This window comes from Stieleria tagensis (genome assembly GCF_024129865.1).
Classification (GTDB): domain Bacteria; phylum Planctomycetota; class Planctomycetia; order Pirellulales; family Pirellulaceae; genus Stieleria; species Stieleria tagensis.
In genome coordinates this window covers 1-24,928 of the sequence record NZ_JAMYFE010000152.1, presented here as the reverse complement: position 1 = coordinate 24,928, position 24,928 = coordinate 1, and the positions used below count along the sequence as shown (strand labels likewise).

Below are 24,928 nucleotides of genomic sequence, written 5' to 3'. Positions count from 1 at the left end.
CGCCAACGGCGTTCAATAGCTCAGCCCGGGGTCACTGTTGAGAATCGGTTGCCGCCAAATGTCAGTTGAGATCCGGAAGTGTTTTTTCAAGGTCCGCTTGGTGCTTGGAGATGATGGCGGACATTTCTTTGGCAACCCTGCTTAATTCAAAGGGCGCATTGGCGAGTTCCGAGATCGTTTCGTCGCCCCGCAGTTTCTTTGTTTCTGGCAGACTTGAAACTTCAGATTCAAAACCACCATGCTTGGCCGCGGTTTCCAGATAGACCTTTGCGACGGCTAAGTGTCGGATGGACTGCGATGTGTCGTAGCGGTACTGCTCCAGATTTCGTGCGATACGGTCTTGCCGAATCTCTTTTTCGGCTTCACCAACAGTCGCTTGGGTCGATTTTGTTTTTGGCTTTTTGGGTTCTGTGGCGGGTTCGCTGTAATCACGTTCGGCGCGAACCACGTGGGACTTGGCCATTGAAAGCTCGCCCATTGTTGCCACGGTATTCAAATTTTCCTTGCTAGGAAGCTTCCCGTTTTCTTCCAGATCTAACGACATCGCGTCGAGATGGTCAATCACGTCATAGATATTGGCTTCTGGGTTCAGCATCGATGCGGAAGCGGCAAGGCCCAACCAGGCGGTGCATTTGTCGAGTCTCTCGGTCAATAGATTTTTGTCACTCAGGGTGTCTTCAGCGTGCAAGCTTTCTAATCGTTCCAATGCTTCGTAGCAAAGTGGCCAGTAGTTCTTTTTCTCAATGATGACCCAGGTGTGCGTTGGGTTGGGGCGGGGCTCACGGAACGAGGGTCGCCCCGCGCTGTCGTTGGTCGCCTCCTGTGCGGACGAATCAGTGATAGCAGCGGTTGGAATAAGAATTGACAAGACAAGGGTGGCGATCTTCATCTCTGGAGTTCTCGAGCGAATAGGGAGGGGACAGCCGGAAATCGCAAACGCAATTCAATTCAATCTACCGCCACGAGGATCCCAAATGGCGATTCTACCGCTCGAACCGTGAAAGAATGCTGCGAATTCTCGGGTGCCTTCGTCCAGGCACATCCGGTACCTGGGATGTCCGGATGTGCCATCAACCTAAGCTTGAAAACAACAGTTGCGCCGGCCGCTCAACCGGTGCTTTCGCGGCGCATCACAGTTTCTGCGACAATGCCCGACGAAACGTAATCAAAGAAGCCAGAAACCCAGCTAATATCGCCCATCGGGATTGTGATCCGTACTCGGACTTCATCGCCGGGTTTGGCCTGTTCTAAAACCGTTGGAGTGACCTCCACGGTTGCACTGTTTAGGTCTAAAAGGGAAAGTTCCTCGGTGACACGCGTTTGTACGTCGGCCGCGTCAGCCGTCGGACGGACTCCAACGCGAGCGCCCTCTCGCGATGCCTGGATAATCGCTTCTTTTACCATGCTGATGCGACTTGTCTCGATCAACCCGAATGTAAACGTCAACATGATCGGCACGACCAGCGCAAACTCGACCACTGCTGCTCCGCATCTCTGCCCCGAACGGGCGCGGTTATATTTTCGTATTTGTTTCATGATTCTATATTGTTTTAAGACAATTTTGATTTACTCAACCAGCATCACAGGCGTGAACAGAAACTCACTTTCTTCGAATTCTTCTTTGTGATAAACGGAGTATCTGGCGACCATGGGACAGGGCTGAATGGTTAAATGCTTCTTCTTCATTGGTCCTGTAAGTTTGACCGCTAGAACACGAATCCCCTCGAAACGCACAATGGTGTAGGTTGCATTATTTCCATTGCCTTCAACCTTAGTGAAGATGGGAATGATTCGAGGCTCGCCGATAATCGATTCAAGCTGAGTTTTAATTCCTGCACTGATTCCGGTGTCTCCATTGAGTTCTAATTCGCCGTTGAGATCAAACTCGAGTGGCTTACCTAACTCCGCCATATCTTGGGCTGAAATACCACTCAAAATTTGTCGACGTAAGTCGGCGGTACTGTTATTTGAACTTCCGATATCCACAGTGCCCCGGTTGCCTGGTGAACCAGTTCCGGTCGGGTACAGCGAACATTCAAATAAGCCGTCGCTGCCAGACTCCACCGTTCCATTGGAGTAGGAAATCACGTCCTCAGTTTGTTTTGCAAGAACCTGTTCCCATGTTTCGAGATCCAATGCGATTGGAAGGATGTCGATTGTTTCTCCGGCTTCGGAAGGTACGTAGAATCCTGAGATTTTCTTGGTCAACGCAGCAGTGGAGAATGTCTCGATTGATTGTTCGGATCGTCCTGTGATCCCACCAAAAAAGAGTGGTATTGCTGTCCCGGAAGCCTCGGTTTGGCGTACCGAAACGCGTACCGCATTGAATTTATCGGGAGACGAAGTGTCCAAAGCTCCTGGATTCGCAAGATCGTAGTATCCGATCTGAACATCTGTCTGTTCGTTTACTGTGGGGGGCCGTGAACTGACAGTGTTCTGTGCCGCAATTGTCGATGCTGCTTGTGCAATCAACCCTTGCGTTGCCGCTTGGTTTTGACCTCGCGAAACTCCGTCAAAAAGCTCCCAGCACGCTGACATCGCTGCTGCGTCCGCCGTTCGTTTTAGTTCAGAACGAGAAGTAGAGATATGTCCAAAATCGATTGCAATCGCTGAAACAATCAATAGGCAGGAAACTAAAAACACACTGAAAACGAGTGCCGATCCTTTTCTGCGTGGTTTGTTTCTATTTCCTACTGCGTACAGCAGATTGGACGTCGCACGACGTCGGGCGCGAATAATAGGGTTTTGTGAATATTTCATGATGGATATTGGTTAATGAATGAGTTCTGTTTTAACCGAAACGCCGTTCAGTTTTACTTTTCAACGAATTGGTTGATCTCAATGGATCTGATGGAACCATCGGTATAAGTAAGGCGAACTCGCCGTAGCTTGATCGACGCGACTCGATTTGAACCGAATCCAATATCCACCGCTTTCAAACTGGCCTGCGGAGTGTAATGATCCAACGCATGCATCTCCTGGTCGTCCATTTCCACCAAATATTCCGGGCCTCCGAACGGTCCCCATTGGTAACCAAGTCCATCTTTAAGCGCGAACATTAATTTTCCATCGAAAATTGCCATCGCGCTAGTCCAGCGAATTCGATCGTAGCTCCATGCCAGATTTTCCGTAATTCGACTACGTTCTTCATCAATGGCAACTTCGTTGCAGAATGCGCCCACCCGAAAACCTCCGCTGGAGTATTTATCTTCTGCGGCATAGTTCATTTGGAGCTGAAAATAGCAATCTGCATGCTCAGCATCGGGGTAGATAAAGAATGCAATTTGGGGTGAGTTCATTCGCACATCGGCTTGATTGATGACCATTTCCCAATCTTCTTCAACCTTGAAGAGAACTGGCTCTGTCGCGTGAGAAAGCGAATGGATGGAAGACGCGAAAAAAAGTGCCACGGCTATTAGTGGGACGCGGACGGCGTCCACTGACTGAAATGGGTTTGACATGTTGTATTATTTTTAATTTTTTTTGAAATTGGTTTGACATTGCTGTCATGTAGATTCCCCCGTCCGATTGTGGGCAACTTAAACACTTTGCGTCGTGCTCTAGTTCTGTTCGTAGAGGTAAGATGCAATAGGTGAGTTAGTCCATCCAAACCTATCTTAGATTTCTCACTTGAAAGGCGAGAAAAGCCCATCTCTGGAGGTGTGCCGAGCTACCACAAGACGACTGCAGGATTTGTAGCGAAAAAGCCGGTTTTGCGGGTGGTGTCGCGCAAAAACAGTTTTTTTGATTCGCTGATTCTGAAGATAAAAACGTCGATGATTGAAGGGGTTCGATTTTCCGCCAGTCGGTCCTTTTTGATCCAACGTCGAAGCGGTATTTCGCTTCGTTCGGGCTGGTACCACGGCTGAAGAATCAGCCTCTTACGTCGTTGAAGCCAACAGATCAACAAAAGCGGAAAGGGGTTTTATCAAGAATTCAGTCTTCATATGGCATCACGCAGTCGTTCCGCTGACTGTCTGCGGGGCGGCATCAAAACCATTTCCACGTAGTCCAAAAGAGCAGAGTCTTTTTTAGTCCGTCGGGGATCAGTTCAAATGTCGCCGGTATCCCCAGAGTGAGCGGCCTTTTTTCGATCACAACGTACGATGAAATCGACGCGGTTTGCGCATCGAATTTGGCATCCAAGGTAAGCGTGCGAATGGGAGCGACTTGAATCCCCATCGCAATGTTTGAAGCGAGTTTGGGTGAAATGAACCCTTGGCTTCCCGCCGTAAACATCCTCAAAAGACCTTTCGGGTCACCGATCACGACGACGCGGGAGTTATCCGAAAATCGATGGGTCAAATTCTTGATGTCCTTCTTTTCAACATATCGTGCGGGCTTTGCGATCGATTCGGCAACAAATTCCACATCATCAAGCGGTCCGTAGTGGAGCAACAGTGTCGAGCGATTCAAGGGTAGAAGCGAAACCAGATTTGGATCGGCGCCCGTGTCAATGACCAGTGCCGGGCGGCCCATGATCGCTTTTTCAACAAATTTTTCTGGGGCTGCGGGATTAGCTGCTGCGCGATCCACTAAAACCTGTTTGATCAACGCTTGCGTCTTAAAAGCGTCGTCAAAATGGAGTTGCACATACACGTTGTCAAACCAGTTCCGGGTAACAGCTGATCGAACAAACAAGGTGATCCCACGAAATGAATCGAGGATTTCTTTGTGATCTCGTTCGGCTAGGGGTGGCAAACTGTTTAAGTAGACTTCGAGTAGCGTGTTCCACTCGTCGCATGAACTGATTCCAATGGCGACTGAGATCGGCAAATCGGGAACATTTGCAAAGAGTTCTTGCCAGCCGATCCGCATGCTTTTCCGCCACTGCGAGATCTGGCTGCCAGGCTCGACTACGGCGGCAAGTGAAACTTCGGCTGCGGGATCCGGGTGTAAACGAATCCCGGCAGCAATCGTCGACGAGCCGACGAATCTATTGAGCTGCGGAATCAAACCGCTAGACGAAAGGTTTAAATGCGAAATGGGTAAGGCAGAGTTTCCTTTTGTGAAGGGCAGCTTGTCGCCGATGGCATCGATGCCGGCAGCCGAGATTGTCGCCACAGCGATGTCCTGTTGTTTTACAAAGTCGTTTAATGGAACCATTTGTTTGTCCAAGCCGCCTGGCAAATTGCCACAGGTTTGTAGCCAAGATTTTTGCGAGGGCTCCGCGAACATTGCATAACCATTTCTATCGATGACACGATAGGAGACTCGGTCGACTTCGAGTAGCATTTCTGGGACGTATTGTTTTCCGAGTCCTCGAATGAGGGGGTGCCCCAAATGACACGGGATGACGTAGACAACTTCACGCTTCGGCCCGAACCACCACATCAGGTTTCCATCCTTCCGCAGCCCCGCATTGAAACCCGAAATTTTCATGGCGTAGTTCAAAACACTTGGTTTCTCCAAAGAGACCGAACTGGCGAGTTCATCAATCTTGTCACTGAATTTCTGCATGTTTGAAACCATGACAATTGCGGTCGTGTTCGGCGGCGCGATACTCCAGGGGTAGGCAAAGTTCGCGCGATCTCGTGCGGCATCACGTTCACCGAACTTTTCCCAGTGCTCCTGAAACTTCCACGGTTCGATCGTGCCTGGCTGGGCCCAGACGCCGCGACCGGCCGTTTGCGCATCGGTTTGTGCTTGCGCCAGAGAGGGAGAGTCATGATGATCGGGTTGGTGCCATGCCCAGCCGTCGGAAACCATTTGCAGACCGACGTTGACGCCTTGCAGCTGAACGATTGCAAATTCTTCACTGCCCACTGAGATGGTCTTAATCGCGACATCTTTGTCGAGAATCAATTTCTCAAGTCGCTGCTTGGACTGGACCGCACCGGGTTGGTCAAATTTTAGCTCAGGGGCATCGACTGCAAACAAAACGAAGCCACGTGTCAAACCGGATGTCCGAGCGACAAACGAATCACCACTCAGAATGCGGACGACACGAAACGTTTCGGCCGCGAGGGTGCGCGGCGATAAGATCACTGCGGCGCACAGGACCAACCCTCTGACTGACCGAAAGAACCTCGCTGTGGTTCGATAACTGTCGCGAATTTGATCCATTGGGAACGAGGTCTCCATCTCAAACCTGTGAAAGGCGGATTTGGTACGTCGAAACGCAGCAATCAGGGACAGTGACTTTCATCAACTTAACCGCTCAACGTCAGCAAATCCAGTTTCTACAGCAAATCCAGATTTGGGCGGATTACTGAACGTCTTTGAATGGATTGCGGTCGGGTGGCTCGGCGTGGGTGACATTCTTGAGTAGCTGTTGAACGACAAAATTGACGATCGGAACACGGTGTCTGACCCAGACATGGGTTGCTTCCGGTTGGCAGCCCAGTCGTGACTTTGCCTCCAACGCAGTACGGCCGAACGAGATGTGCCGGCATTGCCACTGGATCGCTTGCTCGATCACTGCCAGCAATAAGCGGTGATAGATCGGCAGGTTTGAATTGACCTGGTAGTTCAAACCCAAATAGAAACCCACCGCGGTTTCTGCATCGCGCACCACAGTGACAAAACCCACGAGCGTCTCGTCTTGTCGGATCCCGATCGTGACAAAATCGTCGCCGAGTGACTCTGCCATTCGGGGAAGAGTTGTCGGCTGCAGCGAAAACAGGCAAACATCCGCCCGGGCTGCCACTGCCTTGTACAACGCGTAAATTTGGTCGGCCTGTTCCGCCGGATTCTCGATGTTTGAAATCGTCAGCGTTCCGTCGACGAACGGTTTCAAGACTTTTCTTGCTGCTCCTCGGTAGCGTTTGGTCAGGCTGGCCAAGTAGTCATCAAACGAGTGCCAGGCTTGCGGAATGGTCAGCACCATGTTCGGTTCGGTTTCAAACGCCTGGTAACGATACGACCCCAGAGTGCTTGCGGCCGGGCGATCGCTTGCGGCAAGATCCTTGACGATTACATAGTCCGTCTGGCCGTGCAAACGATTGGCGCGGCGGATGCGATACAGGCAATCGGCAACGCCCTGCCATAGCTTCGCTGGGTCTTGGCCGTCGGCAAAAGCCACGCCATCGAGTCCCCAGGTATGTACATTGCCGCAAATCATGATCCGTCGCTTTAGCAACGACAATGATTTTCGTTTCCAGTCCGATGGCAGTTTGATCTTCTGGTCGAGTTGGTCACCGATCAGTTGGTTACCGACGACGTCGAACGATTGTGTTGCGACCGCAGCGACGGGAACCCCGTCTCGATAGATCAGTCCGAAATCGCGAACGATTTGGTTGGCAAACTCGTTTTGAGCCGTCTGAAGATAGCGGCGACTGAGAAAAATGGATGAGCCGGCGGTCACCGAATCCCAATCGGAGGCGACCAGGCACTGCATTCTATTGGCAATCGCAAACTGGAATTCCGAAGGGCGGCGCGTGAGCGGCGGGGGAGAGTGGCTGGGCGACATACAAAATTCAGGAGAACGAAAAGTGAAATCGAACAGGGGGTGGGCGTTGTCAGTGAGAGTTTAGCTGGACGGCGCCCAAGTGTTCGCCCTGCTTCAACGAGTCTTGCGTCCTATGAAAACCTGGCGTTGCTCATTGAATCCGAAAAGAGGTCCGAGAGGCACCTGGATTTTACTTGCCCGTAAAGTAAAATTGGAGGGAGATGCTGTGAGGTCGATGATTGAGGAATCGCAATGCCAGTTAAGTCAACGAGAAAGAGTCACGCGGGGAAAAACGCCGACGCCGCAGTCGGTCGGCGCCCCAAGACGGCTGATCGGATCATTTCCGCGGCCACCGAATTGTTTTTGCGAGATGGATACAGCAGCACCAACCTGGAGCAGGTCGCTGAGATGGCCGGCGTGACCAAACCGACCGTTTACTCGCATTTTAAGTCGAAGGAAGGACTATTGTCTGCGGTCTCTGCGGCGCAAGCGAAATCCAATGCAGACCGCATCATGACATCGCTGGAGCCGACGGGTGATACCAAAGCAGATCTGTTGAATTTTGGACAACTGTTTTTGGAAACGGTACTCGGCGAAAACGCAGTTTCCTGGCACCGTTTGTCGATCGCCGAATCTCGCAATCATCCCGAAGTCGGGCATGCAGTTTATGCTTCGGGGCCGGCACGCGTGATCGCGGCAGTAACGGAGTTCATCGCTGCAGAAACCCAGGCAGGGCGTTTGCAATGTGCAAATGCCCAGGTCGCGGCCGAACAGTTCATTGGCTTGTTGTCAGGAGTGAACCCGATTCGCGTGTTGACCGGCCAGCGGTCGCCGACCAAGGCAACATTGCGGCGAAACTGCGCCGAGGCGGTGAAGACGTTTCTGGCCGCATTTGCGACGGAGCAAACATGAACCGCATTCAAAACTACCTTCCTTCGCGCCGATGGTTGATCTTGCCACCGATCCTGATCGGGGTCGCAGTCGTCGCCTATTTGGGCAGTTCAAAGAAGCCGCTGAACCGAATTGAACCGGCCGAGTCGGCAGTCCCGTTGGTTGTTCGTCGAGTGGCGCGCCAAGCAATTCCAGCTGTGGCAAGCGGACATGGCACGGCCAGTCCAAGACGAATCTGGTCAGCGATTGCGGAGCTGAGCGGGCGGATCGTTGAGATTCATCCACAGCTTCGGCCGGGCATTAGTGTTCAGCAAGGCGAGACGTTGCTGGTTATCGACCCGATCGACTATGAACTACAGGTTCGTCAACGACAGGCAGAATTGTCACAAGCGGAATCGCAACTTCAGGAGTTGAAACTGAATCAAATTGCGGATGAAAAATCGCTTTCGATTCAAAACGATCTGCTACAAGTCCGTCGGGCAGACGTCAAACGATTTGAAACGTTAAAGGGGCGGGTTGCCGCATCACAAAGTGAATATGACAGCGCCAGAGCGTCGCAGCTGCAGCAGTCTCAAACTGTACAGACGCTGGTCAATTCACTGAGCACTTATCCGGCAAAGATCGAAGCAGCAAAGGCCTCGGTCGACACTGCAAAAGCGAAATTAGAGGAAGCACATCGCAACCTTGAACGGACTCGAATCGTTGCTCCATTTGACGGGTTGCTTGCCGACGTCGGGTTGGAGGTTGGCCAATACGTTGCCTCGGGTCAAACCCTGTTGAGTGTGCTGGATACCAACTCGGTCGAAATCGAGGCTCAGTTTTCAGTGGCTCAGTTGTCGGACTTGCTGGGCGAATCTGGGCCCCCTTCCAAGTCGGAAGATCTATCGAGCGGTGTAGCCGATTTGGTTCCGAATGCCGATTCAATTTCCAAATCAAGTTATTCGATGGCGGACGAGTTCCGATCGAATCGCAGCGAAGGGTTCACCCCGATGGATCTTGGGTTGACCGCGACGGTGACGGCGCGCAGCGGTGATCTCACACGCAATTTCGACGGCACGCCGATTCGTTTCGTCCCCTCGCTAGATGAACAAACCCGGACGTTGGGAATCGTCGTACGTGTGGACAATCTTCCCGCCAAGGGACGCGGTATCGACGGCGGTGATGAACGCGGCTTTGCGCGCAGCGGGCAACCGTTGCGTCCGGGAGCATATTGCGAGGTGTTGCTGGTTGCCGATCACGCGACCAGTGGTTTTTTGATCCCGCGGACCAGTGTCGAGGGCCAAACCGTTGCAGTCTTGGATGCAGAGAATCGGATTCGACGTCGGCCGGTCGAGATCGGATTTGCTCGCGTGGACCAGGTGCTGGTCGTCGATGGATTGCAAGACGGAGATTTAGTCGTGGTGACTCCTCCGGCGGTGATGTTTGAGGGCGACCTGGTGGACCCGCTAATCGAAAACATCTCGCCCACCGGGTCCCGCGTGGCGCCCCAACCGGCGGAAACACGGCGGTCGGAGAAACGGTGATGATCGAATTTTTTGCCAGGCACCCCACGGCTGCTAATTTATTGATGATCTCGATGCTGGCCGTTGGATTGCTGTCGGTCGGAGGCCTTCGCCGCGAGACCTTTCCGGATGCAGCGCCGGTGGAGGTGGAAGTCTCGGTGCTGTTTCCCGGCGCGACACCCGAGGAGGTTGATGAATCGATCATTCAGCGGTTGGAAGAAGAGCTCGATAGTATTCAGTACCTGAAGGAGATTCGTAGCGTTTCGCTAAGCAACGTTGGCACCACTACGCTGGAGATGGCGGAAGGCGGCAACTATGTGACGTTTCGAAGTGAGATCGACAATTCCGTCGCATCGATCAACGACTTTCCGGAGCTGTCCGAACCGCCGGTGATCACGCGTTTGAACACCCGCGATCCGGTGCTGGATATCTTGGTCGAGAGTTCCGCTGCCACGCCGCTAACGGCTCATCAGTTGAAACGGTATTGCGAACGATTGAAAGATCGTCTGATGGCCCAGGCCGGTGTTTCAGAGGTGGAGGTATCTGGGTTTTCCGATCGTGTTCTGCGTGTGGAAGTTGAACCGGGGGCATTATTGCGGCACGGACTGAGCCCGTTGAGTGTTGCCAGTGCGATTGCCGAACAAAGCGTCGATTTGCCTGTTGGGAAAATCGAAGCAGAGGAAAACACGTTGATTCGTGTTCAGGAAGAGCGGACCGGAGTTCGTGAACTAGAGGATTTGGTCGTCACCGGTGTTGCGGGGAAGGCGGAGATCCGCATCAGTGATCTAGGCCGGGTCATTGACGGATTCGAGTTCGACGAAGATCTGGTATCGTCCGCTGGCACCCGAGCGGCCATGCTGCGGATCCGCAAATCGAAAAGTGAAGACACGCTGGCGGTTGCAAGCGACGTCAAGCAGTTGATCGCAGAGGAAATGGAACGCAATTCTCAGATCCGACTGACCGTGATGAATGATCTGTCAACGTTGGTCCAAGAGCGGATCGGATTGCTACTGAAGAACGGCTGGCAGGGATGCATTTTGGTTTTTGCCGTGATGTGGCTGTTCTTCAACGCCCGCCTTTCATTTTGGGTCGTGGCCAGCCTGCCCATTTCGTTTCTGGCCGCGTTTTCATTGGTTCCGTGGCTGGGATTGACCATCAACATGCTGACGATGGTCGGACTGTTGATGGCGATCGGATTGTTGATGGATGACGGCATCGTGATTGCCGAAAACATCGCTCGTCGTCGTCAGCAGGGAGAGGCGGCGATGGAGGCAGCTGTCAAAGGAGTACAGGAGGTCTCGGGAGGTGTGTTTTCGTCTTTTCTGACAACTTGTAGCGTGCTGGGACCGTTGATTTTTCTGAGCGGAGATATCGGTCGCATTCTGAAAGTTCTGCCGATGATGCTGTTGTTGGTGTTGGCGACCAGTCTGGTGGAAGCCTATCTGATTTTGCCGGCTCACCTGGGCCATTCGTTGGCACATGTCAACAGCCAGCGTCGCGGCCGCATTCGTTCCCGTGTCGATTCCGCGATCGACTTTGTCAGGGAACGATTGGGTGTGATGGTCGACTGGACGATTCGATGGCGCTACGCCACTGCGGGTTTGACAGTGATGGTGTTCTTGTTGTCGATCGGATTGATGGTCGGTGGATTGGTTCGAGGGCAGGTGTTCCCGGATTTGGAAGGCGACGTGGTAGAAGCTCGTTTATTGATGCGGGCGGGAACGCCATTGAAGCGGACACAGGAAGTGATGCAGCGAATCGAAGCAGCATTGGCGACGACCGAGACCCGTTTTCCGCAACCGCAGTCGAAAATGTTAGTCGAGACGACATACACCCGTTTCAACCAAAACATCGATGCGATGGAAACCGGACCGCACGTGGCAACATTCTCGGCGGACCTGTTGAGCAATGAAATACGGACAACGCGGATCGACGACCTGATCGAAGCTTGGAAGCAAGAGGTGGGCATTATCCCAGATGCCCAAAGCCTGACGTTTGATGAACCGTCCATTGGTCCGGCCGGACGTGCGATTGAAATTGAACTTTCGGGGCTGCCTCTCGATGAACTTGACCGAGTTTCTGCGGAGATCCAGGACTATCTACGGACATTCGACGGGGTGTTCAATCTGGCCGATGACACTCGCAAAGGGGAACGCGAAATTTTAGTCACGCTCAGACCGGGGGCAATTGGACTGGGGGTGACCGCAAGTGATCTGGGACGGCAACTTCGCGGATCCTTTCAAGGATTATTGAGTGATGAAATACAAATCAATGGTGAAGGCTATGACGTTCAGATTAAATTTTCAGAACAAGACCGGTCGAGTCTTTCTGATCTAGAAGAATTTCGTGTGATGTTGCCTGGTGGGAAAGCCATCTTGCTAGGTGACGTTGCCTCGTTGCGATGGGATCGTGGCTGGTCTCGAATCGGTCGCGTAGGCGGCCACCAGGTTGTCAACGTGTTGGGGAACGTGGATTCACGACGGTCTAATGCGATGGCAGTGCTGGCAAATTTACGCCAGACAAAACTGCCTGAACTTGAGGACAAGCACCCTGGACTGCAGGCAACGTACAAGGGCGAAGCAGAAAACGGTGCCGAAACGGGCGGGTCACTTGGCCGTGCCGCATTGATCGGCTGTCTGGGAGTCTTTGTGATCTTGTCATTCCAGTTTCGCAGCTACATCGAACCTTTGGTCGTGATGGTGGCCATTCCGTTCGCGTTTGTCGGAGTCATCTGGGGGCACTTTCTGTTGGGGCACAGCATCAGTTTGCCCAGCGTGATGGGATACGCTTCACTGGCTGGCATCGTGGTGAACGATTCGATTCTTTTGGTTTTGTTTCTCAAGTCACAACGCGAAGCCGGAGTGGATGTGATTGCCGCTGCCGGGGCGGCAAGCCGAATTCGATTTCGTGCAGTGATGATTACTTCTTTGACCACCATCGCGGGTCTGATGCCTTTACTGTTAGAGAGAAGTCTTCAGGCACAAGTGCTGATCCCGATCGCGATCAGCATCTGTTTCGGACTGTTGGCATCGACACTGCTTGTGCTGTTGGTACTGCCAGCACTGTATGTGATTCTGTCTGACTTTGGTCTGACATCTCACGCCGGGAACGCTGAACCGTGAGCTTCACTCTGCCACAGGCGGGCTGTCGGTCCAATCGGCGCAGGGAACTCGGCGTGACAGATCAGTCGACTACTGGTTCAATTGTTCTTCAATGAACTCATTGGAACTGCGGGTCCCGAGAGCTCCCCACAGGCCGAACGGGCTTTGGCTGCCCGGCGCTAAGTCTTGCTTTCCATAGGACGTGACCGATCCTTGCTGGGCGCCTGCTTCGATCGAATCGGTGAGAAAAACGATGGCACCATCTGCCATGGCAACATGGGTGCCGCCTTGATGCCGGCTGCTTGTCGACAGGGTTCCGATGGTGGTTGAATCGCCGCCGAAACAAAGTTCGCTATTGGGAGGTCGCGTGGTGTTGAATCCGGTCATCAGCGGCATCGAATCGGCCCAGCGAAAACCACGTCCTTGACCGCCCACCACAGGCAGTTTGACCGACGAACGGAAATCCCAAAACCGAGGACGATCCGGGTCGATGTGAACATTGCAAACTTGAAGATTGTCTAGCACACCGCCCTGCCACCCGTTGTGCATCGAAGGGGTCGTTCGCGTGTCTCTGTCACCCAGGTCCGTTGCGATTTCTCCCAGCATGATTGTGTTGGACAAACCGTCGGTCACATCATCGAGCGAGGTGATCATGCGGGGAACAAACATGCCGCGGCCAGTGATCTGCATCAGATCTGCGCCGCCGGGTGACCACTTTGACGATTCGTAGCGCCACATCCCTTGATCGAGCCCTTCGATCGCGTCGCCCAAACAAGCCGCATAATTCGTTCGCCCCAGCCCGGGTGATCCGTATCCCGGATCGGACGGACAACGATAGGTGGGGATTTCGGACGACCACGGTGAATAGGACGCCAGTGACGGGACAGGCCCCATGCTCGGATAGCGATGGTTTGCGGGGTCTACGACGCCGAACTGCATGGCTCCGAAATTTTCTTCTGTGATGGAATCTCCACTGGGCTTCGGTCCGACCCATTCACCGCTGACGCGTTCCCACATCGGCGACTGACCGATAAAAGGTGTGATCGAGAATAGATAGCTGAGACGGAATTGGTTGGTGGTGTTTGGGTCGTTGGCGTGGTTGAATGTTCCCGTGCCTTGTGGCGGCAAGATTTCGAATGCGGCATGGTACTGGGCAACACCCAACGCAATCTGTTTCAAATTGTTGCTACAACTCATTCGCCGCGCCGCTTCGCGCGCTGCTTGAACGGCTGGTAACAACAGTCCCACTAGTGTTCCGATCACGCCCACGACGACCAGCAACTCGAGCAGTGTGAATCCGTTATGATATCGGCGTCGATTCATGATTTTTTTGCTGGGTTGCACGCGCGTATTGAAGTTGCGCTTTTGCGTAGGGCATTGGTTTTTGGTAACCCGACGCGTCAGCGAGGGATCCCGTTAACTGGCTAAATCCCTCGCTCACGCATCGGGTTACCATAAAAGCGCAACTTCAAAACACGCGCGTCGGGTGTCTTTTGCTGCCTTGTCTCGCCAGGCGGCGGTAGTGGGCCTGCACCCCAGCTTAACGATCTTTGACACGGCGCGAGTCCACCTGACGCACATTTTGACGTAGTCATGCAGGTTTCCTTGACTTCCACACAACGATCGTCTGACGATCCAAACTTTGCGATCGAAGTCGTCAAGCAATGTTTGACAGACGCGCTGAATTGTGGCGCCAGCGATGTGCATTTTCAGCCACGTTTGAAACGCTGGGAGGTGTCTTTCCGAATTGATGGTGTTTTACAGCTGGTGGATTCATTTGATCGTAGCGACCAAAGCGATCCCGTGTCACGTTTAATGGCGTTGGCCGGACTGCCATCCTATCGTGGGGGCGTTCCACAGGAGGGGCCATTGCGGTGGCAGGCCAACGGCGGCATCGAACGTGAAATGCGGCTCGGTATTTTTCCGACCGTCCACGGCAATCGCGCGGCGATTCGAATCATGGACGACCGAGACACGATCCGACGGTTAGACCAGTTGGGATTTGATGAATCGACACAGCAGCAATTGCGGTCGTTGTGTGATTCCCGCGACGGCTGGTTGCTGGTGGCCGGCCCAGCAGGAAGCGGTAAAACCACCACGCTCTATGCATGTTTGACCTACATTGCTGCGGGAGATTTCTCTCGCAGCGTGTTGGCGATCGAGGATCCGATAGAGTCGGTGATCGATTCGATCAGCCAAAGTCAATTGCAGCCGACCAGCGGGATGACGTTGGCGTCGGCGATGCGAGCCGCGGTGCGCCAGGACGCGGAAGTTTTGTTGGTCAGTGAGATTCGGGATGTCGACACCGCCGAAGCAGTCTTGGCGGCTTCGATGACCGGGCACCTGTGTTTTTCTTCCATCCACGCCGGTTCGATCGGGGCGACACTCCGCCGGCTGGCGCAAATGAAATTGCCGACGTTTGCCATTCAAAGCGGATTGCGGGGGATCCTTTGTCAGCGATTGCTGCGACAGATCTGTTCGCAGTGCGCCGGTCGACCGCGGGCTGAATCGGCACCCGAGTGTGGTCTGTGTCACGGCACCGGTTATCGCGGACGAATCCCGATTGCCCAGATGCTGGATCTGGCGGGATCGTCCATCGGTCAATCGGTCTTTGATGCGTTGGAGAGCGGCCGATCGACGAAGGAAATCGATCAAATCACGTTTCAAGCCGGGATCGATTCGCTTCATGATCAAGCGGCGCGTTTGGTCGAGCAAGGGAAAACCGATTCAGCGGAAGTGTTTCGCGTTCTGGGGCGAACTGAATGACGACCACCACGTCTGACGTTCAACTGGACGACGAATCGTTGGCGATGTTGCTGGACGAGGTCGTTGCGATGGCTGCTGCGGAACGTCCGTTGTTGTCGGGATTGGCTGAACTGGACGATGTCGCCATGGGACGGGTCGGTCGAGCGGCAGCATCTGTCCGATCTGGGATTGCCCAAGGAAGGTCGGCGGCGGATTCCATGGCCGATTTGTCCAGCCAGTATCAAACGCCGATTCGCGTGGCGATGGAAACCATGGCTGCGACGGGATCCACCCAACCAGTGCACGAAGTCGTGCGATTGATTCGGCAGGCAAATCAGGATCGTCGTCAGATCCGTTTTGCGGTGATCAACCCGATCCTAAACGTCGTGGTCGGAAGCCTGATTCTGTTTTTCGTAATGCCTTGGATCCTGGTGTCGCTTTCAGAGGCGGAGTTAATCAAAACCTCGCTCTCACCCACGACCATTGAAATCTGTCAATCGTTCGCTGTGAATTTCTCCCTCGCCGCGGTCGCCACTGTGGTGGTCGTCGGACTCTTTTCAGTCGTATTGTATTGGGGCATGACGCGGTCCCATCGACATTGGGGCGGTTACGGGGACCAGGCGACGTTCTGTCGCTGGCTGGCAATCCAAATTGCACCAACCGACCAATCCGCCGTACACACCATTGCCGATCGACCAAGCGACCAAGTCATTGATGCTGCGGCGCGAGTCGTCGGGGCGTCGTTTGCCGACCAATGGCGCGGCGTGATTGAACGGATTCAAGGCGGAACGATAACGGCGACTGCGTTGGAAATGCCGACGTCGACTCCGCAACCTGTGCAGGATTGCATCATTGATTTGCTGGCGGGAAAACGAACGAACCAGTCGATTGCGCTGGATTTACGACGGCTAGCCGACTTGTACACCCAGAAATCCAGTCAGCATCGGAATTGGTGGTTCAATCAGTTTCCCCGCTGGGTTTCGTGGTTGATCATGATCGCAATCATCGTGTTGTTGCTGCGAGCCATTTTGACACCCCTGTTGGAAGTCGTCGGGAGGGTGTCGGCATGAGTCAGGTACAATGCGCTGTCGAAAATCGCATCGCCTTTGAATCCGAACACGAGCTTTGGCAATCCATCCGTGATGACACACGTCGTCGTCTGGCTCGGGCGACGTCAATCGGATTCTTGTATTTGCTGGCGGCTTTGGCCGTCGGTGCCTATTTGATTTTGGCTGTGAGGGAATATGGCACAGACGCGATCTATTTTGACGGCTGGTATCCAAAGCCCATCCAATTTGATTGGTTGACGCAAATCGCCTGGGCCTACGGCGTCATTGCAATAGTCGCCACGTTTGCGTACATCCTTGTCATGCTGTTCATCTTTGACAGGCTGCCATCAACGCTGTGCCGTGTGGTTGCCGCTACACCTTGGATTGGATCGACGATTCGAATTGTCGCAACGGGTGAATTGTGCCAATCGGTCTTCCGCTCCATTCTCGACAGCAAGTCCTATTCGGATGCGCTGCAGCAGGCATCACATGAGGTTCACAACCGTTGTCTGCGCGATTGGTCGGCGCTTTCCGCCGCGCGAATTGATGCCGGCCATTCGCTGGCGAATGTGATGCGGGTCTCGCCATTTCAAGATCCACCGTTGTCCGCGATCGCGGCGTTGACGACCTACAGCCAGTCCCAACAGGAATCGTTGCGGATTTGGTATCAGGCGACAACGGAGTGCCATCGGTTAGCCCAATCGAGGTTGGATCGAGCCACGACGGCGCTTTCTGTCACCTGCCTATTGGTCTCGGTGTTCCTCGCGTCCTTCGCAATGTTTCTGACGGCGCTCTTCACGCGATTCGTATTGGGAGGACTGACCAGCTGATGGACTCGCCGCTGCTATTACTGGCATGCACCGCTGGGCTGGCACTATTGGCCGGGACGCTGCATTCGATCAAACAGAACTTGATCTTTCGTCCTGCGGCCCAGGCACGGTTGACCAGTGCCAGAGTGTTTGGTGTGGTGGAGGGACTATTATGGACGGCGAGTTTGCTAACATTGATTGCCGCCGCGCCACACCCGATCATGATTTTGATCGCCATGCTCTTTCTGGTGTCTGTCCTGACGGCACATCGGCTGCGTTATCAAGAAGAGAAACAGTCGCTCAACCGCTGGCTGCGAATCGCTAGTGAATCCGAAGCTTCGCTGCCGCTTGTACTGGACGATTTGGCCGCTGGTTGCCGAAGTCGTCTTGCCCGCCAGGCCAAAGCCTGCGCGGTCCGGTTAGACCGTGGTGAAACAATTGTAGACGCGATCCACCGGGCCAAACTTCCGGTGGATGCCGAGACACTTGCCGCGATCGTGTTCCCCCTGCCGTCGATCGCGGGGCATGACAATTCACGCAGTCTGTTACAGCGGATCGATCCGGAACCGGACTTTCAACGGTCGGCTCTTTCCGCGCGACCGCAGGCGATGGTTTTTCAGCAGTTCAGCTACATCGTGGTCACGATCTTATTGGCGTGGCTGATCGGGTTGCTGGTCCGATCCATCATCGTCCCGACCTTCGAGTATGTTTTTAGCGAGTTCACCTCGAGGGATCAGTTGCCGTATACTGGATTGCCGGTAGTGGTTCTGATGGGCCACCTACTGACCGGATTGGTCGCCGTGTGGTTGTTCTTTGCGTTTGTGTTGCGGTGGTTGCCGCTGTGGTTTGTACGATGGGTTCCATGGTTTGGCAATCGAGCAATCGATCAATGGCGCGGCGAGGTTTTGAGTGCGCTTGGACGAGGCATGCAAGCGGGACGTTCCGAGAGTCAGATTTTACAATCCGCGGCGCGTGGCACGAGAATTCGCTGGATTCGAGCGCGGTGCCATGAGACCTTCCAATTGGTCGAAAGCGGAGTGCCACTGCCCCAGGCATTGAAGCAGGGAAACCTGGTCAGCTCGCGGGAGCGGACTTGGTTGAGTAGTGCTCAGAAGAACGGCAACCTGGTCGGAGCAATCCAGGCGCTGGTAGAGACTATCCGGCGGCGTCAGCTGCACCGATGGAGAATTCGAATGACGTGGCTGGTTCCATTGGCAACCGTCTTGGTCGGTGGCTACGTCTTGGCACATGCGATTTATCTGTTCCACTTCTTGGTGGCATCGATGGGCGGAGTTTGAACGTAGGTGAACGAAAATTTGGTTAAGACACGTCTGATTCGAATCGACCATCGACGCCGACAGGGGTTTTTGTTGGTCGAGATGCTGGTCGCCATGGCATTCTTGGCCGTCGCAACCGGTGTCGCGTTAAGGACACATCGAGCAATCAATGAATACGACCGCAGCGCGACAGAACGTTTGCGTCAACAATTGGTTTTGGAGAATCTGGCGCAACAACTTTCTTCCGTTGCGTTTTCGGACATGGAGTCGACCGCTGTCGAACTGACCGACAACACTGAGGTTGAAATTGAAATTGACCCGTTCGAGTCGGGGGCCACGCGGGGGCTGCATTTGGTCGTTCGCGTTGACACGGCCGGTGGTCCGTTGAATCACCATCTGTGGCGTTTGGAGTCACGGCAATGAGTCAATCTAATGCAATGCTGCGTGGCCGGCGCAGCGGTTACACCCTGGTCGAAATCGTGCTGGTGCTGGCACTGATGAGTTCCTTTTTAGGTGCAACGGTTGGCCTGCTGTCTCTCGCCCGCGACAGCAATCAATTGGCGCAACAGAATCTCTTGCAACGCCAAGAACTGCGTCGTTTTGCCGACGACGTACGTCGTGACGTTTGGACGGCGAAAAGCAGCAGTTTATCTGACGGCCAATTGGTACTGACGAGCGATTCGAGTGATTCAAGAATTGTGTATGAAGTGGAATCGGAATCGTCGATTCGGCGCCGCGTGGAAAATGACGATGATCCCCAGCGAATTGAAGACCAGTACCGATTTGGCGATCCCATTCGAATTGAAGTCGTTCGTCAGGAAGCTTTCAATGCAATCCAGTGGACGTTTACCGATGCGGCACGGTTGGAAGATCCCATTCAGATCATCGCGGCAATGAGGTCGGAGAAATGACCGATCCACGTACCGAACTCGATCGACAACATCGCGCCAGCAACGGTTCCGCTGCTGCCATGTTGGTGCTGGTTTTGGCATTGCTGGTGGGCACGTACGCAGCATCGGTGGGACGAATCGCAGCAAACGAACGACGCAATGTGTCGCACCAACTGAAGGTTTCCCTGCTGGAATCCGCGATCAAATCTGTTGCGGAGTCTGATGTCGATGGCGAGACACGTGTCCGCCTTCCAATCGACAAGGCATCGGACCGCTGGGTGATCGTTGAAACTGTCTCGGGAACCGATACCGGACGAGTATTAGAAGCCACGCTGTATCACAACGAGAATTCGGGATTGTCGATTCAAAGAGCTGTCTCTGGTTCCCCCTGAAAATTGACCGCGGTGGCTGGCTCGGTAGCTTCAATCCTTACACCCAAACAATATAGAAACATGTCTTTTTTTCGCAGAGCGTTCACCCTGGTCGAACTGCTGGTCGTGATCGCGATCATTGGTATTCTGGTCGGGCTTCTGGCCCCGGCGATTCAATCCCTGCGGGAATCGTCACGTAGGACGGAATGTCAGTCTCGGCTGACCGCGATCGGAATGGCGCTGCAAAGCTACCACGATCGATGGCTGCAATTTCCAGTGGGAACGGTACTCGAGGCGACCGAGGGGGCGCAAGTCGGCCCGATCCAAAGCACGCCGGTTGGCAATCATCAGAATTGGCTGGGACGATTGCTGGATTTGCTGGACCAGCCTGTGATTGCTTCTCAAATCGATCGATCAAAAAGCATCTATGACGCTGTCAACGCACCGGTGCTGCGGTTGAACTATCCGGGTGTCAAATGTCCTTCGACATCGACCTATCCACACAACGCCAGCAGTTACATCGGATTTCACAACCCGACGGAGAAGCCGATTGACACGTCTGATCAAGGTGTATTTGTGTTGAACACCGTTATTACTTCCGACGACATCAGCGATGGTTTATCAAACACGGCGTTTGTTTCGGAGAAATTGACCCCGCCGGATGATCTGGGGTGGTTAAGCGGGACGCGTGCGACACTTAGAAACGTTGGAGATGGCATCCAATCAAGGTTGGATGCGACGCCCAATCCACCGTCGCCGTTAGCCGTCGGTTCGATCGGCAGTCGTCACCCAGCCGGTGCAAATATCCTGTTTGGTTCAGGAATGATTCGGTTCCAGACCACGCATACCGATCAACGTGTCCTGGAGCAAATGGTTGATCGTCGCGACGGACAATTGCCGTTGTCGTTTCAGTCCATTGAAGAACAACGGCAGCGAAGCATCCAATGAATTCGCAGGGCCTGGGACGCGATCCAGTCGACGAAGTGTTGCTAGGGTGGACGGTGTTATGGTCCGTCGCGCTTTCAGTCGTTTCACTGGTGTTGCTGAGAATTTTGCAAAACGGTGGACTTAACAACGACGTTCAGTTCCTGTTCGGGGCTTCGCTAGGGGGGCTGTCAGCGGTGTGGACGTTGATCGGGGCTTGGATCATTTTGGTTCACTTGCCTGAAAAACGCATGGGGCCCCGGCTCGCTCTGGCAGCGTTTGTGCTCGTCAATCAAGCACTTTGGGGCGTTTTGGTTTGCAGCGAGATGGAAGTGCTGGTGCAGGTCTTGTTGACAGTGGCAACCGCTGTCACCGGAGCAGTCATCTTGCTGCAATGGACGCAGCGCCAAATTCACCGCGGAGAAAAACCGGTCAGCAGCAAACTTTGCATCCGCCAATTGCTATGGATGACAACGACGACCGCACTGCTGATCGCGGCCGGAAAGTTGACGGACAATCGATTCGGACTATCCAATTCCGTGATCGCCCTGGTCGTCAGCTGTGCAGGATTGTGGTTGCTGTTGCAGGGGATCTTGCTGGGAACATGGTGGTGGGTGGCGGTCTTGACGCTACCTATTGTCGCTTTTCAATACGGACTGATTGCCGTTTTGATCGATGGAGACGTGCGTCTTGCCGAAGCGCAGATCATGCGACATGGCGGTTCGGTGTTCGGTTTCTACTTCGTCTCGGTCCTACTGCTGGCCTTGATGCGGAGCGGCGGCCACCGCTGGGAGGTTGCCGACCGAGTGACGTCGCGTTAAAGATCCGTTTCCCATTTCAGCAACCGTCCCGAGCGGTCACCGTCGGAGTTCACGCTTCAGCGTGCTGGCTGTTCCCACCAGTTGATTGCTCCTGCTTTGTCAGCCGGTGGCGCTCTGTAGCAACCCGCGACAGGTGAGTTTTGACGCCAGCGCTTTTACGGTAACCCGACGCGTCAGCGAGGGATTTAGCGTGTTAACGGGATCCCTCGCTCACGCTTCGGGTTACCAAAAACAATGCCTGTCTGGTTGCTCTGTCAACCACTCAGACTGCTATGGCAGTCCGGCCCAGTGGTTGGGTTGTGGATTTGGGGGCGCTGCCGCTAGCTTGCTCATCAAGCCGAATGTCATCTCTCGGCTTGGACGTGGCGAAATAGTTTGCGGCACGTCGTTTCACGGATGCTTGTTCAATACACACGATTGAAAGGGATTGCTCAGATGAATTCACGTTTCATATTGCTGCTTGTTTTCACTCTGTCCTGCACAGCCTTTGCCCAGGGCGGTGCCTTTGACGAAGTCAACGCTTGGCGGCGAGCCGCCGGTTTGCCACAGTTGATCGAAGATCCGGCAATGACTGAGTTTGCCGAGCGCAAAGCCCAGTACCGCGCCGCAAAGGGATTGAAGAACGGTCACCAAGGGCCTTCGGTCCCGGGTGGATGGACGGAGGGATGTGGAGAAGCCACGTCGCGTTGGGGTTGGCTGACCTGTGCCACCGAATGTGATTTTCAGTACGGGGGTGCCGGTGTCGCCCTCGGTGCCGATGGCGAGCGATACATGGTGTTTGTGGGACGCGGTGGCAGCGGTCGAGCGTTGATCAATCCCAATCACTATCCGATCATCAATACGTCTCATTTGACGCCCAGCCTGACGCGTGCCAACGCAGCGCCAGTGGTCGCCGCGGCGACGGCGCAGCCAACCCAGACACGCTGTGCCAAATGCGGACGGGTGCACTGAGTGTCCGACCCAGGACGTTGCGGGAAAGCAGCTGCGTTGCGAGAAACGCTGTGGCTGGTCTCTCTATGAGGCCGGTCGGTGTGTGATCCATCCATCCGGGCTCACAGAACCCGGCTACAACACGTGATTTCGAAACCAGTTCCCACCGCTCAGTCAGCTGACAAGTGCGTGTCCCATCCGGGAAGTGGAACCTGAGTTGCTGAGCGAAGTTTACTATCGTGGACCAGATAGCCGGTGTTTCCGACGAAGTAAGAATTGGTTTGATCCACCACCAGGTTGTAGGCTTCGCTTTTGATGCCTCCTTCAACCACATCGATCGTCGAAGCCCCACCGATCCCGTGTAAGCGATCACCTGGATTCAAACCTTTGGCCATGGTCCAGCCTTTGCCGACCACCCAGAACGGATGCCCTAAGGTTGCCGTGATTTGTTCATTGGCGAGGGTGATTTGCATGGTGTCCGAGGGTGGGCGAACTGTGGTTTGGGTTACCAGTTGATAGGACACTTCGCCGGTGTCTGGATTCTGCGACAAAACTTTGTCCCCACTGCGAATCATTTCGATCGCCCGTTTCCCCGTTTCCGTGTGGACCAATGTGCCGGCAGGAAAACACTCGCAGCTTCGGGGACGCGGCAACCGCATGGTGCCCTCACGAACTTCCGTGTTGGTGAAGTAGTATTCGGGTTTCCGCGTTGCAACAGCGTACTCGTTGTACTTCTTCCACCAATCCCACCAGAGTTGCGGATCATCAGTCATTTCTTGCCCCGTAGAAGTTCGTAGGGCTGTGAAAATTGGCTCGTTGGCGCGTCGGACGCGAGCATTGTTTTGCTCCACCGCTTGCTCCGTTCTGGCGATCTTCATGCGTTGCAGATACACCTCGCTTGTCACAATCTGTCGGTAGGCTGGTGTGAATCGCAGCACAGGGGATTCGATGGTTAAACCGGCGTTGGTGGATTGCACGACATTGACAACGTTGTCCGGTCGTTCCTGTCGCAACAATGTGTGACTGAAGACCGAATCGCCGATCGAATTGAGTGACGATTCATATTCAACCGGCGACTGCAGTCGACCAAGATAGTTGGGTGTAAACGCGTGCAGCGAGTGCCCTGCTAACGTTTCGGCAGCAGCCTGTCTGACGGGTGAGTCTTTTGAGTCGAGCGAAAGTCGAACGAGCGCTTCGGCTGACGATTGATGTTTGATGTTGCCGAGCGTGTTGATCAAATGCTGTTGGAGATCTGGACCAGCGGTCGCGACCATTTTTTCGAGCGAGGGCACCGCATCAGGATCGCTGATTTCGGCGAGCTTTCTCCAAGCACTGCTGAATTGAACCGGATGCGTCGCTTCAATCTCACGTCGTAGTTGAACCAGCTTTGAACCCCAGGTTCGCAGTGCACGTTTGCGTTCGCCGGAGGCACGCTTGAATGCTTCGATTTCGTCTTGGGTCATCGGTTGGCCGCGAAAGTTCTTCAGCCTCAGTCGCCCTCGCGCTTCGTCATTTGAACTGTCCACACGGATGACATTGCGCCAGTGCATTTGTTCCCGATCTTCCAGACCGTTGATTCGGCACCAACGTGCCAAGGCGATTTCGCCGGCCAGGCTACCCAGATGCTGATCGCGTAGAACCTGGTACTGTGAAATCAATTCACTCTGGGAATTCAACGCGGCGGATTCGGCGGGAGTCATCCACTGTTTGCCCTGTTGGACAAACCCGGCATGCCAACGCGCCGCGGAATCATTTGGGTCTTGCTGGATCGCGCTGGCCAAATAGACCTGTCGCTGTTGAAGATTGCCGTCCAGTTCCGCCTGCAACGCTTTCTGCACCAGTGTCTCGGAGTCCCGATGGGTATCCTCGGCGGTGCTCCACGAGTGACTTATCAAGGCGACCGCCAGCGACATGACGCCTACAGAGGCACGGACGTGATGTAAGACGGGATCGCGGTGTGAATCGTCCATCTGATTGCCCAAATGAGTAGAGACAAGAGGTTCGATCGGTCCAGCTAACCCGTTTGTTATACCCCTCGCAGCCCCGACCACGCAAATTTGGTGGGTCAGCAAACCTTTTTTAATAATGCGTTCTTGCGCCAAGCATTGGTTCTTGGTAGCCCGACGCGTCAGTTTAGAAGCCAGCGCTTTCGCGTGAGGCATTGGTTTTTGGTAACCCGACGCGTGAGCGAGGGATCCCGTTAACACACTAAATCCCTCGCTGACGCG

21 protein-coding genes are annotated in these 24,928 nt (G+C 54.2%); 13 read left to right on the top strand and 8 right to left on the bottom strand.

All coding sequences use genetic code 11. From position 1 onward, the window contains the following. Positions 1 to 61: 61 nt before the first annotated feature. The 6 genes from NHH03_RS26875 to NHH03_RS26850 all read right to left on the bottom strand — a co-directional run bounded on the left by NHH03_RS26875 (position 62) and on the right by NHH03_RS26850 (position 7,339). Entirely contained in the window at positions 62 to 889 is an 828-nt protein-coding gene (locus NHH03_RS26875) for a hypothetical protein (protein WP_253161447.1), read from the bottom strand. Positions 890 to 1,107: 218 nt separating this feature from the next. After that, positions 1,108 to 1,536, bottom strand: a complete 429-nt coding sequence (locus NHH03_RS26870) for a TadE family protein (protein ID WP_253161446.1) — start codon at positions 1,534 to 1,536, stop codon at positions 1,108 to 1,110. A 30-nt stretch (positions 1,537 to 1,566) separates the two neighbouring features. Then, positions 1,567 to 2,760 (bottom strand): TadG family pilus assembly protein, encoded by a 1,194-nt coding sequence (locus NHH03_RS26865; protein ID WP_253161445.1) that lies wholly within the window; start codon positions 2,758 to 2,760, stop codon positions 1,567 to 1,569. Positions 2,761 to 2,813: 53 nt separating this feature from the next. Then, positions 2,814 to 3,461, bottom strand: a complete 648-nt coding sequence (locus NHH03_RS26860; RefSeq protein ID WP_253161444.1) for a hypothetical protein — start codon at positions 3,459 to 3,461, stop codon at positions 2,814 to 2,816. A gap of 529 nt (positions 3,462 to 3,990) precedes the next feature. Then, entirely contained in the window at positions 3,991 to 6,066 is a 2,076-nt protein-coding gene (locus NHH03_RS26855; RefSeq protein WP_253161443.1) for a thermonuclease family protein, read from the bottom strand. Between the two features lie 142 nt (positions 6,067 to 6,208). Next, positions 6,209 to 7,339, bottom strand: a complete 1,131-nt coding sequence (locus NHH03_RS26850; protein WP_253161442.1) for a GNAT family N-acetyltransferase — start codon at positions 7,337 to 7,339, stop codon at positions 6,209 to 6,211. 303 nt (positions 7,340 to 7,642) lie between these two features. Between NHH03_RS26850 and NHH03_RS26845 the strand changes: the two genes are divergently transcribed. The 3 genes from NHH03_RS26845 to NHH03_RS26835 are packed head-to-tail and all read left to right on the top strand — an operon-like array spanning position 7,643 to position 12,905. After that, entirely contained in the window at positions 7,643 to 8,302 is a 660-nt protein-coding gene (locus NHH03_RS26845) for a TetR/AcrR family transcriptional regulator (RefSeq protein WP_253161441.1), read from the top strand. Beyond that, positions 8,299 to 9,804 carry an efflux RND transporter periplasmic adaptor subunit gene (locus tag NHH03_RS26840; RefSeq protein ID WP_253161440.1) on the top strand — a complete coding sequence of 502 codons (1,506 nt, stop codon included), beginning with the start codon at positions 8,299 to 8,301 and terminating at the stop codon, positions 9,802 to 9,804. Before NHH03_RS26845 ends, NHH03_RS26840 begins: the two co-directional genes overlap by 4 nt. Further along, complete coding sequence (locus NHH03_RS26835; protein ID WP_253161439.1) at positions 9,804 to 12,905, top strand: efflux RND transporter permease subunit; 3,102 nt, start codon at positions 9,804 to 9,806, stop codon at positions 12,903 to 12,905. The genes NHH03_RS26840 and NHH03_RS26835 overlap by 1 nt, the downstream gene beginning before the upstream one ends. Before the next feature lie 69 nt (positions 12,906 to 12,974). Here the strand turns inward: NHH03_RS26835 and NHH03_RS26830 are convergent, their stop codons facing one another. Further along, positions 12,975 to 14,207, bottom strand: a complete 1,233-nt coding sequence (locus NHH03_RS26830) for a DUF1559 domain-containing protein (RefSeq protein WP_253161438.1) — start codon at positions 14,205 to 14,207, stop codon at positions 12,975 to 12,977. Positions 14,208 to 14,489: 282 nt separating this feature from the next. Here NHH03_RS26830 and NHH03_RS26825 point away from each other — a divergent pair, with 282 nt between their 5' ends. The 10 genes from NHH03_RS26825 (at position 14,490) to NHH03_RS26780 (ending at position 22,721) form a co-directional block, all read left to right on the top strand. After that, positions 14,490 to 15,650, top strand: coding sequence for a GspE/PulE family protein (locus tag NHH03_RS26825; protein ID WP_253161437.1), 1,161 nt, complete (start codon positions 14,490 to 14,492; stop codon positions 15,648 to 15,650). Continuing rightward, positions 15,647 to 16,699 (top strand): type II secretion system F family protein, encoded by a 1,053-nt coding sequence (locus NHH03_RS26820; RefSeq protein ID WP_253161436.1) that lies wholly within the window; start codon positions 15,647 to 15,649, stop codon positions 16,697 to 16,699. The genes NHH03_RS26825 and NHH03_RS26820 overlap by 4 nt, the downstream gene beginning before the upstream one ends. Continuing rightward, positions 16,696 to 17,508, top strand: a complete 813-nt coding sequence (locus tag NHH03_RS26815; protein ID WP_253161435.1) for a hypothetical protein — start codon at positions 16,696 to 16,698, stop codon at positions 17,506 to 17,508. Before NHH03_RS26820 ends, NHH03_RS26815 begins: the two co-directional genes overlap by 4 nt. Beyond that, positions 17,508 to 18,785 (top strand): type II secretion system F family protein, encoded by a 1,278-nt coding sequence (locus NHH03_RS26810; RefSeq protein WP_253161434.1) that lies wholly within the window; start codon positions 17,508 to 17,510, stop codon positions 18,783 to 18,785. Before NHH03_RS26815 ends, NHH03_RS26810 begins: the two co-directional genes overlap by 1 nt. A 6-nt stretch (positions 18,786 to 18,791) precedes the next feature. Beyond that, positions 18,792 to 19,187: a prepilin-type N-terminal cleavage/methylation domain-containing protein gene (locus NHH03_RS26805; RefSeq protein ID WP_253161433.1), complete on the top strand. Its 396-nt coding sequence runs from the start codon at positions 18,792 to 18,794 to the stop codon at positions 19,185 to 19,187. Next, complete coding sequence (locus NHH03_RS26800) at positions 19,184 to 19,675, top strand: PulJ/GspJ family protein (RefSeq protein WP_253161432.1); 492 nt, start codon at positions 19,184 to 19,186, stop codon at positions 19,673 to 19,675. Before NHH03_RS26805 ends, NHH03_RS26800 begins: the two co-directional genes overlap by 4 nt. Continuing rightward, entirely contained in the window at positions 19,672 to 20,046 is a 375-nt protein-coding gene (locus tag NHH03_RS26795) for a hypothetical protein (protein WP_253161431.1), read from the top strand. Before NHH03_RS26800 ends, NHH03_RS26795 begins: the two co-directional genes overlap by 4 nt. A 60-nt stretch (positions 20,047 to 20,106) precedes the next feature. Next, positions 20,107 to 20,973: a DUF1559 family PulG-like putative transporter gene (locus NHH03_RS26790; RefSeq protein ID WP_253161430.1), complete on the top strand. Its 867-nt coding sequence runs from the start codon at positions 20,107 to 20,109 to the stop codon at positions 20,971 to 20,973. After that, positions 20,970 to 21,770 (top strand): hypothetical protein, encoded by an 801-nt coding sequence (locus NHH03_RS26785; protein ID WP_253161429.1) that lies wholly within the window; start codon positions 20,970 to 20,972, stop codon positions 21,768 to 21,770. The genes NHH03_RS26790 and NHH03_RS26785 overlap by 4 nt, the downstream gene beginning before the upstream one ends. 435 nt (positions 21,771 to 22,205) lie before the next feature. After that, a complete protein-coding gene (locus NHH03_RS26780) occupies positions 22,206 to 22,721 on the top strand; it encodes a CAP domain-containing protein (RefSeq protein ID WP_253161428.1) in 516 nt (171 codons plus the stop codon). A 149-nt stretch (positions 22,722 to 22,870) separates the two neighbouring features. On the opposite strand, the gene NHH03_RS26775 is transcribed toward NHH03_RS26780, so the two are convergent. Next, entirely contained in the window at positions 22,871 to 24,670 is a 1,800-nt protein-coding gene (locus NHH03_RS26775; protein ID WP_253161427.1) for a polymorphic toxin-type HINT domain-containing protein, read from the bottom strand. Positions 24,671 to 24,928: the final 258 nt, after the last annotated feature.

Excerpts from the sequence above, each read along its gene's own strand:
- NHH03_RS26845 (WP_253161441.1), top strand. The coding sequence starts at position 7,643 with ATGCCAGTTAAGTCAACGAGAAAGAGTCACGCGGGGAAAAACGCCGAC.
- NHH03_RS26875 (WP_253161447.1), bottom strand. The coding sequence starts at position 889 with ATGAAGATCGCCACCCTTGTCTTGTCAATTCTTATTCCAACCGCTGCT.
- NHH03_RS26810 (WP_253161434.1), top strand. The coding sequence starts at position 17,508 with ATGGACTCGCCGCTGCTATTACTGGCATGCACCGCTGGGCTGGCACTA.
- NHH03_RS26870 (WP_253161446.1), bottom strand. The coding sequence starts at position 1,536 with ATGAAACAAATACGAAAATATAACCGCGCCCGTTCGGGGCAGAGATGC.
- NHH03_RS26850 (WP_253161442.1), bottom strand. The coding sequence starts at position 7,339 with ATGCAGTGCCTGGTCGCCTCCGATTGGGATTCGGTGACCGCCGGCTCA.
- NHH03_RS26860 (WP_253161444.1), bottom strand. The coding sequence starts at position 3,461 with ATGTCAAACCCATTTCAGTCAGTGGACGCCGTCCGCGTCCCACTAATA.
- NHH03_RS26830 (WP_253161438.1), bottom strand. The coding sequence starts at position 14,207 with ATGAATCGACGCCGATATCATAACGGATTCACACTGCTCGAGTTGCTG.
- NHH03_RS26800 (WP_253161432.1), top strand. The coding sequence starts at position 19,184 with ATGAGTCAATCTAATGCAATGCTGCGTGGCCGGCGCAGCGGTTACACC.
- NHH03_RS26785 (WP_253161429.1), top strand. The coding sequence starts at position 20,970 with ATGAATTCGCAGGGCCTGGGACGCGATCCAGTCGACGAAGTGTTGCTA.
- NHH03_RS26855 (WP_253161443.1), bottom strand. The coding sequence starts at position 6,066 with ATGGATCAAATTCGCGACAGTTATCGAACCACAGCGAGGTTCTTTCGG.
- NHH03_RS26835 (WP_253161439.1), top strand. The coding sequence starts at position 9,804 with ATGATCGAATTTTTTGCCAGGCACCCCACGGCTGCTAATTTATTGATG.
- NHH03_RS26780 (WP_253161428.1), top strand. The coding sequence starts at position 22,206 with ATGAATTCACGTTTCATATTGCTGCTTGTTTTCACTCTGTCCTGCACA.
- NHH03_RS26795 (WP_253161431.1), top strand. The coding sequence starts at position 19,672 with ATGACCGATCCACGTACCGAACTCGATCGACAACATCGCGCCAGCAAC.
- NHH03_RS26820 (WP_253161436.1), top strand. The coding sequence starts at position 15,647 with ATGACGACCACCACGTCTGACGTTCAACTGGACGACGAATCGTTGGCG.
- NHH03_RS26790 (WP_253161430.1), top strand. The coding sequence starts at position 20,107 with ATGTCTTTTTTTCGCAGAGCGTTCACCCTGGTCGAACTGCTGGTCGTG.
- NHH03_RS26815 (WP_253161435.1), top strand. The coding sequence starts at position 16,696 with ATGAGTCAGGTACAATGCGCTGTCGAAAATCGCATCGCCTTTGAATCC.
- NHH03_RS26840 (WP_253161440.1), top strand. The coding sequence starts at position 8,299 with ATGAACCGCATTCAAAACTACCTTCCTTCGCGCCGATGGTTGATCTTG.
- NHH03_RS26775 (WP_253161427.1), bottom strand. The coding sequence starts at position 24,670 with ATGGACGATTCACACCGCGATCCCGTCTTACATCACGTCCGTGCCTCT.
- NHH03_RS26865 (WP_253161445.1), bottom strand. The coding sequence starts at position 2,760 with ATGAAATATTCACAAAACCCTATTATTCGCGCCCGACGTCGTGCGACG.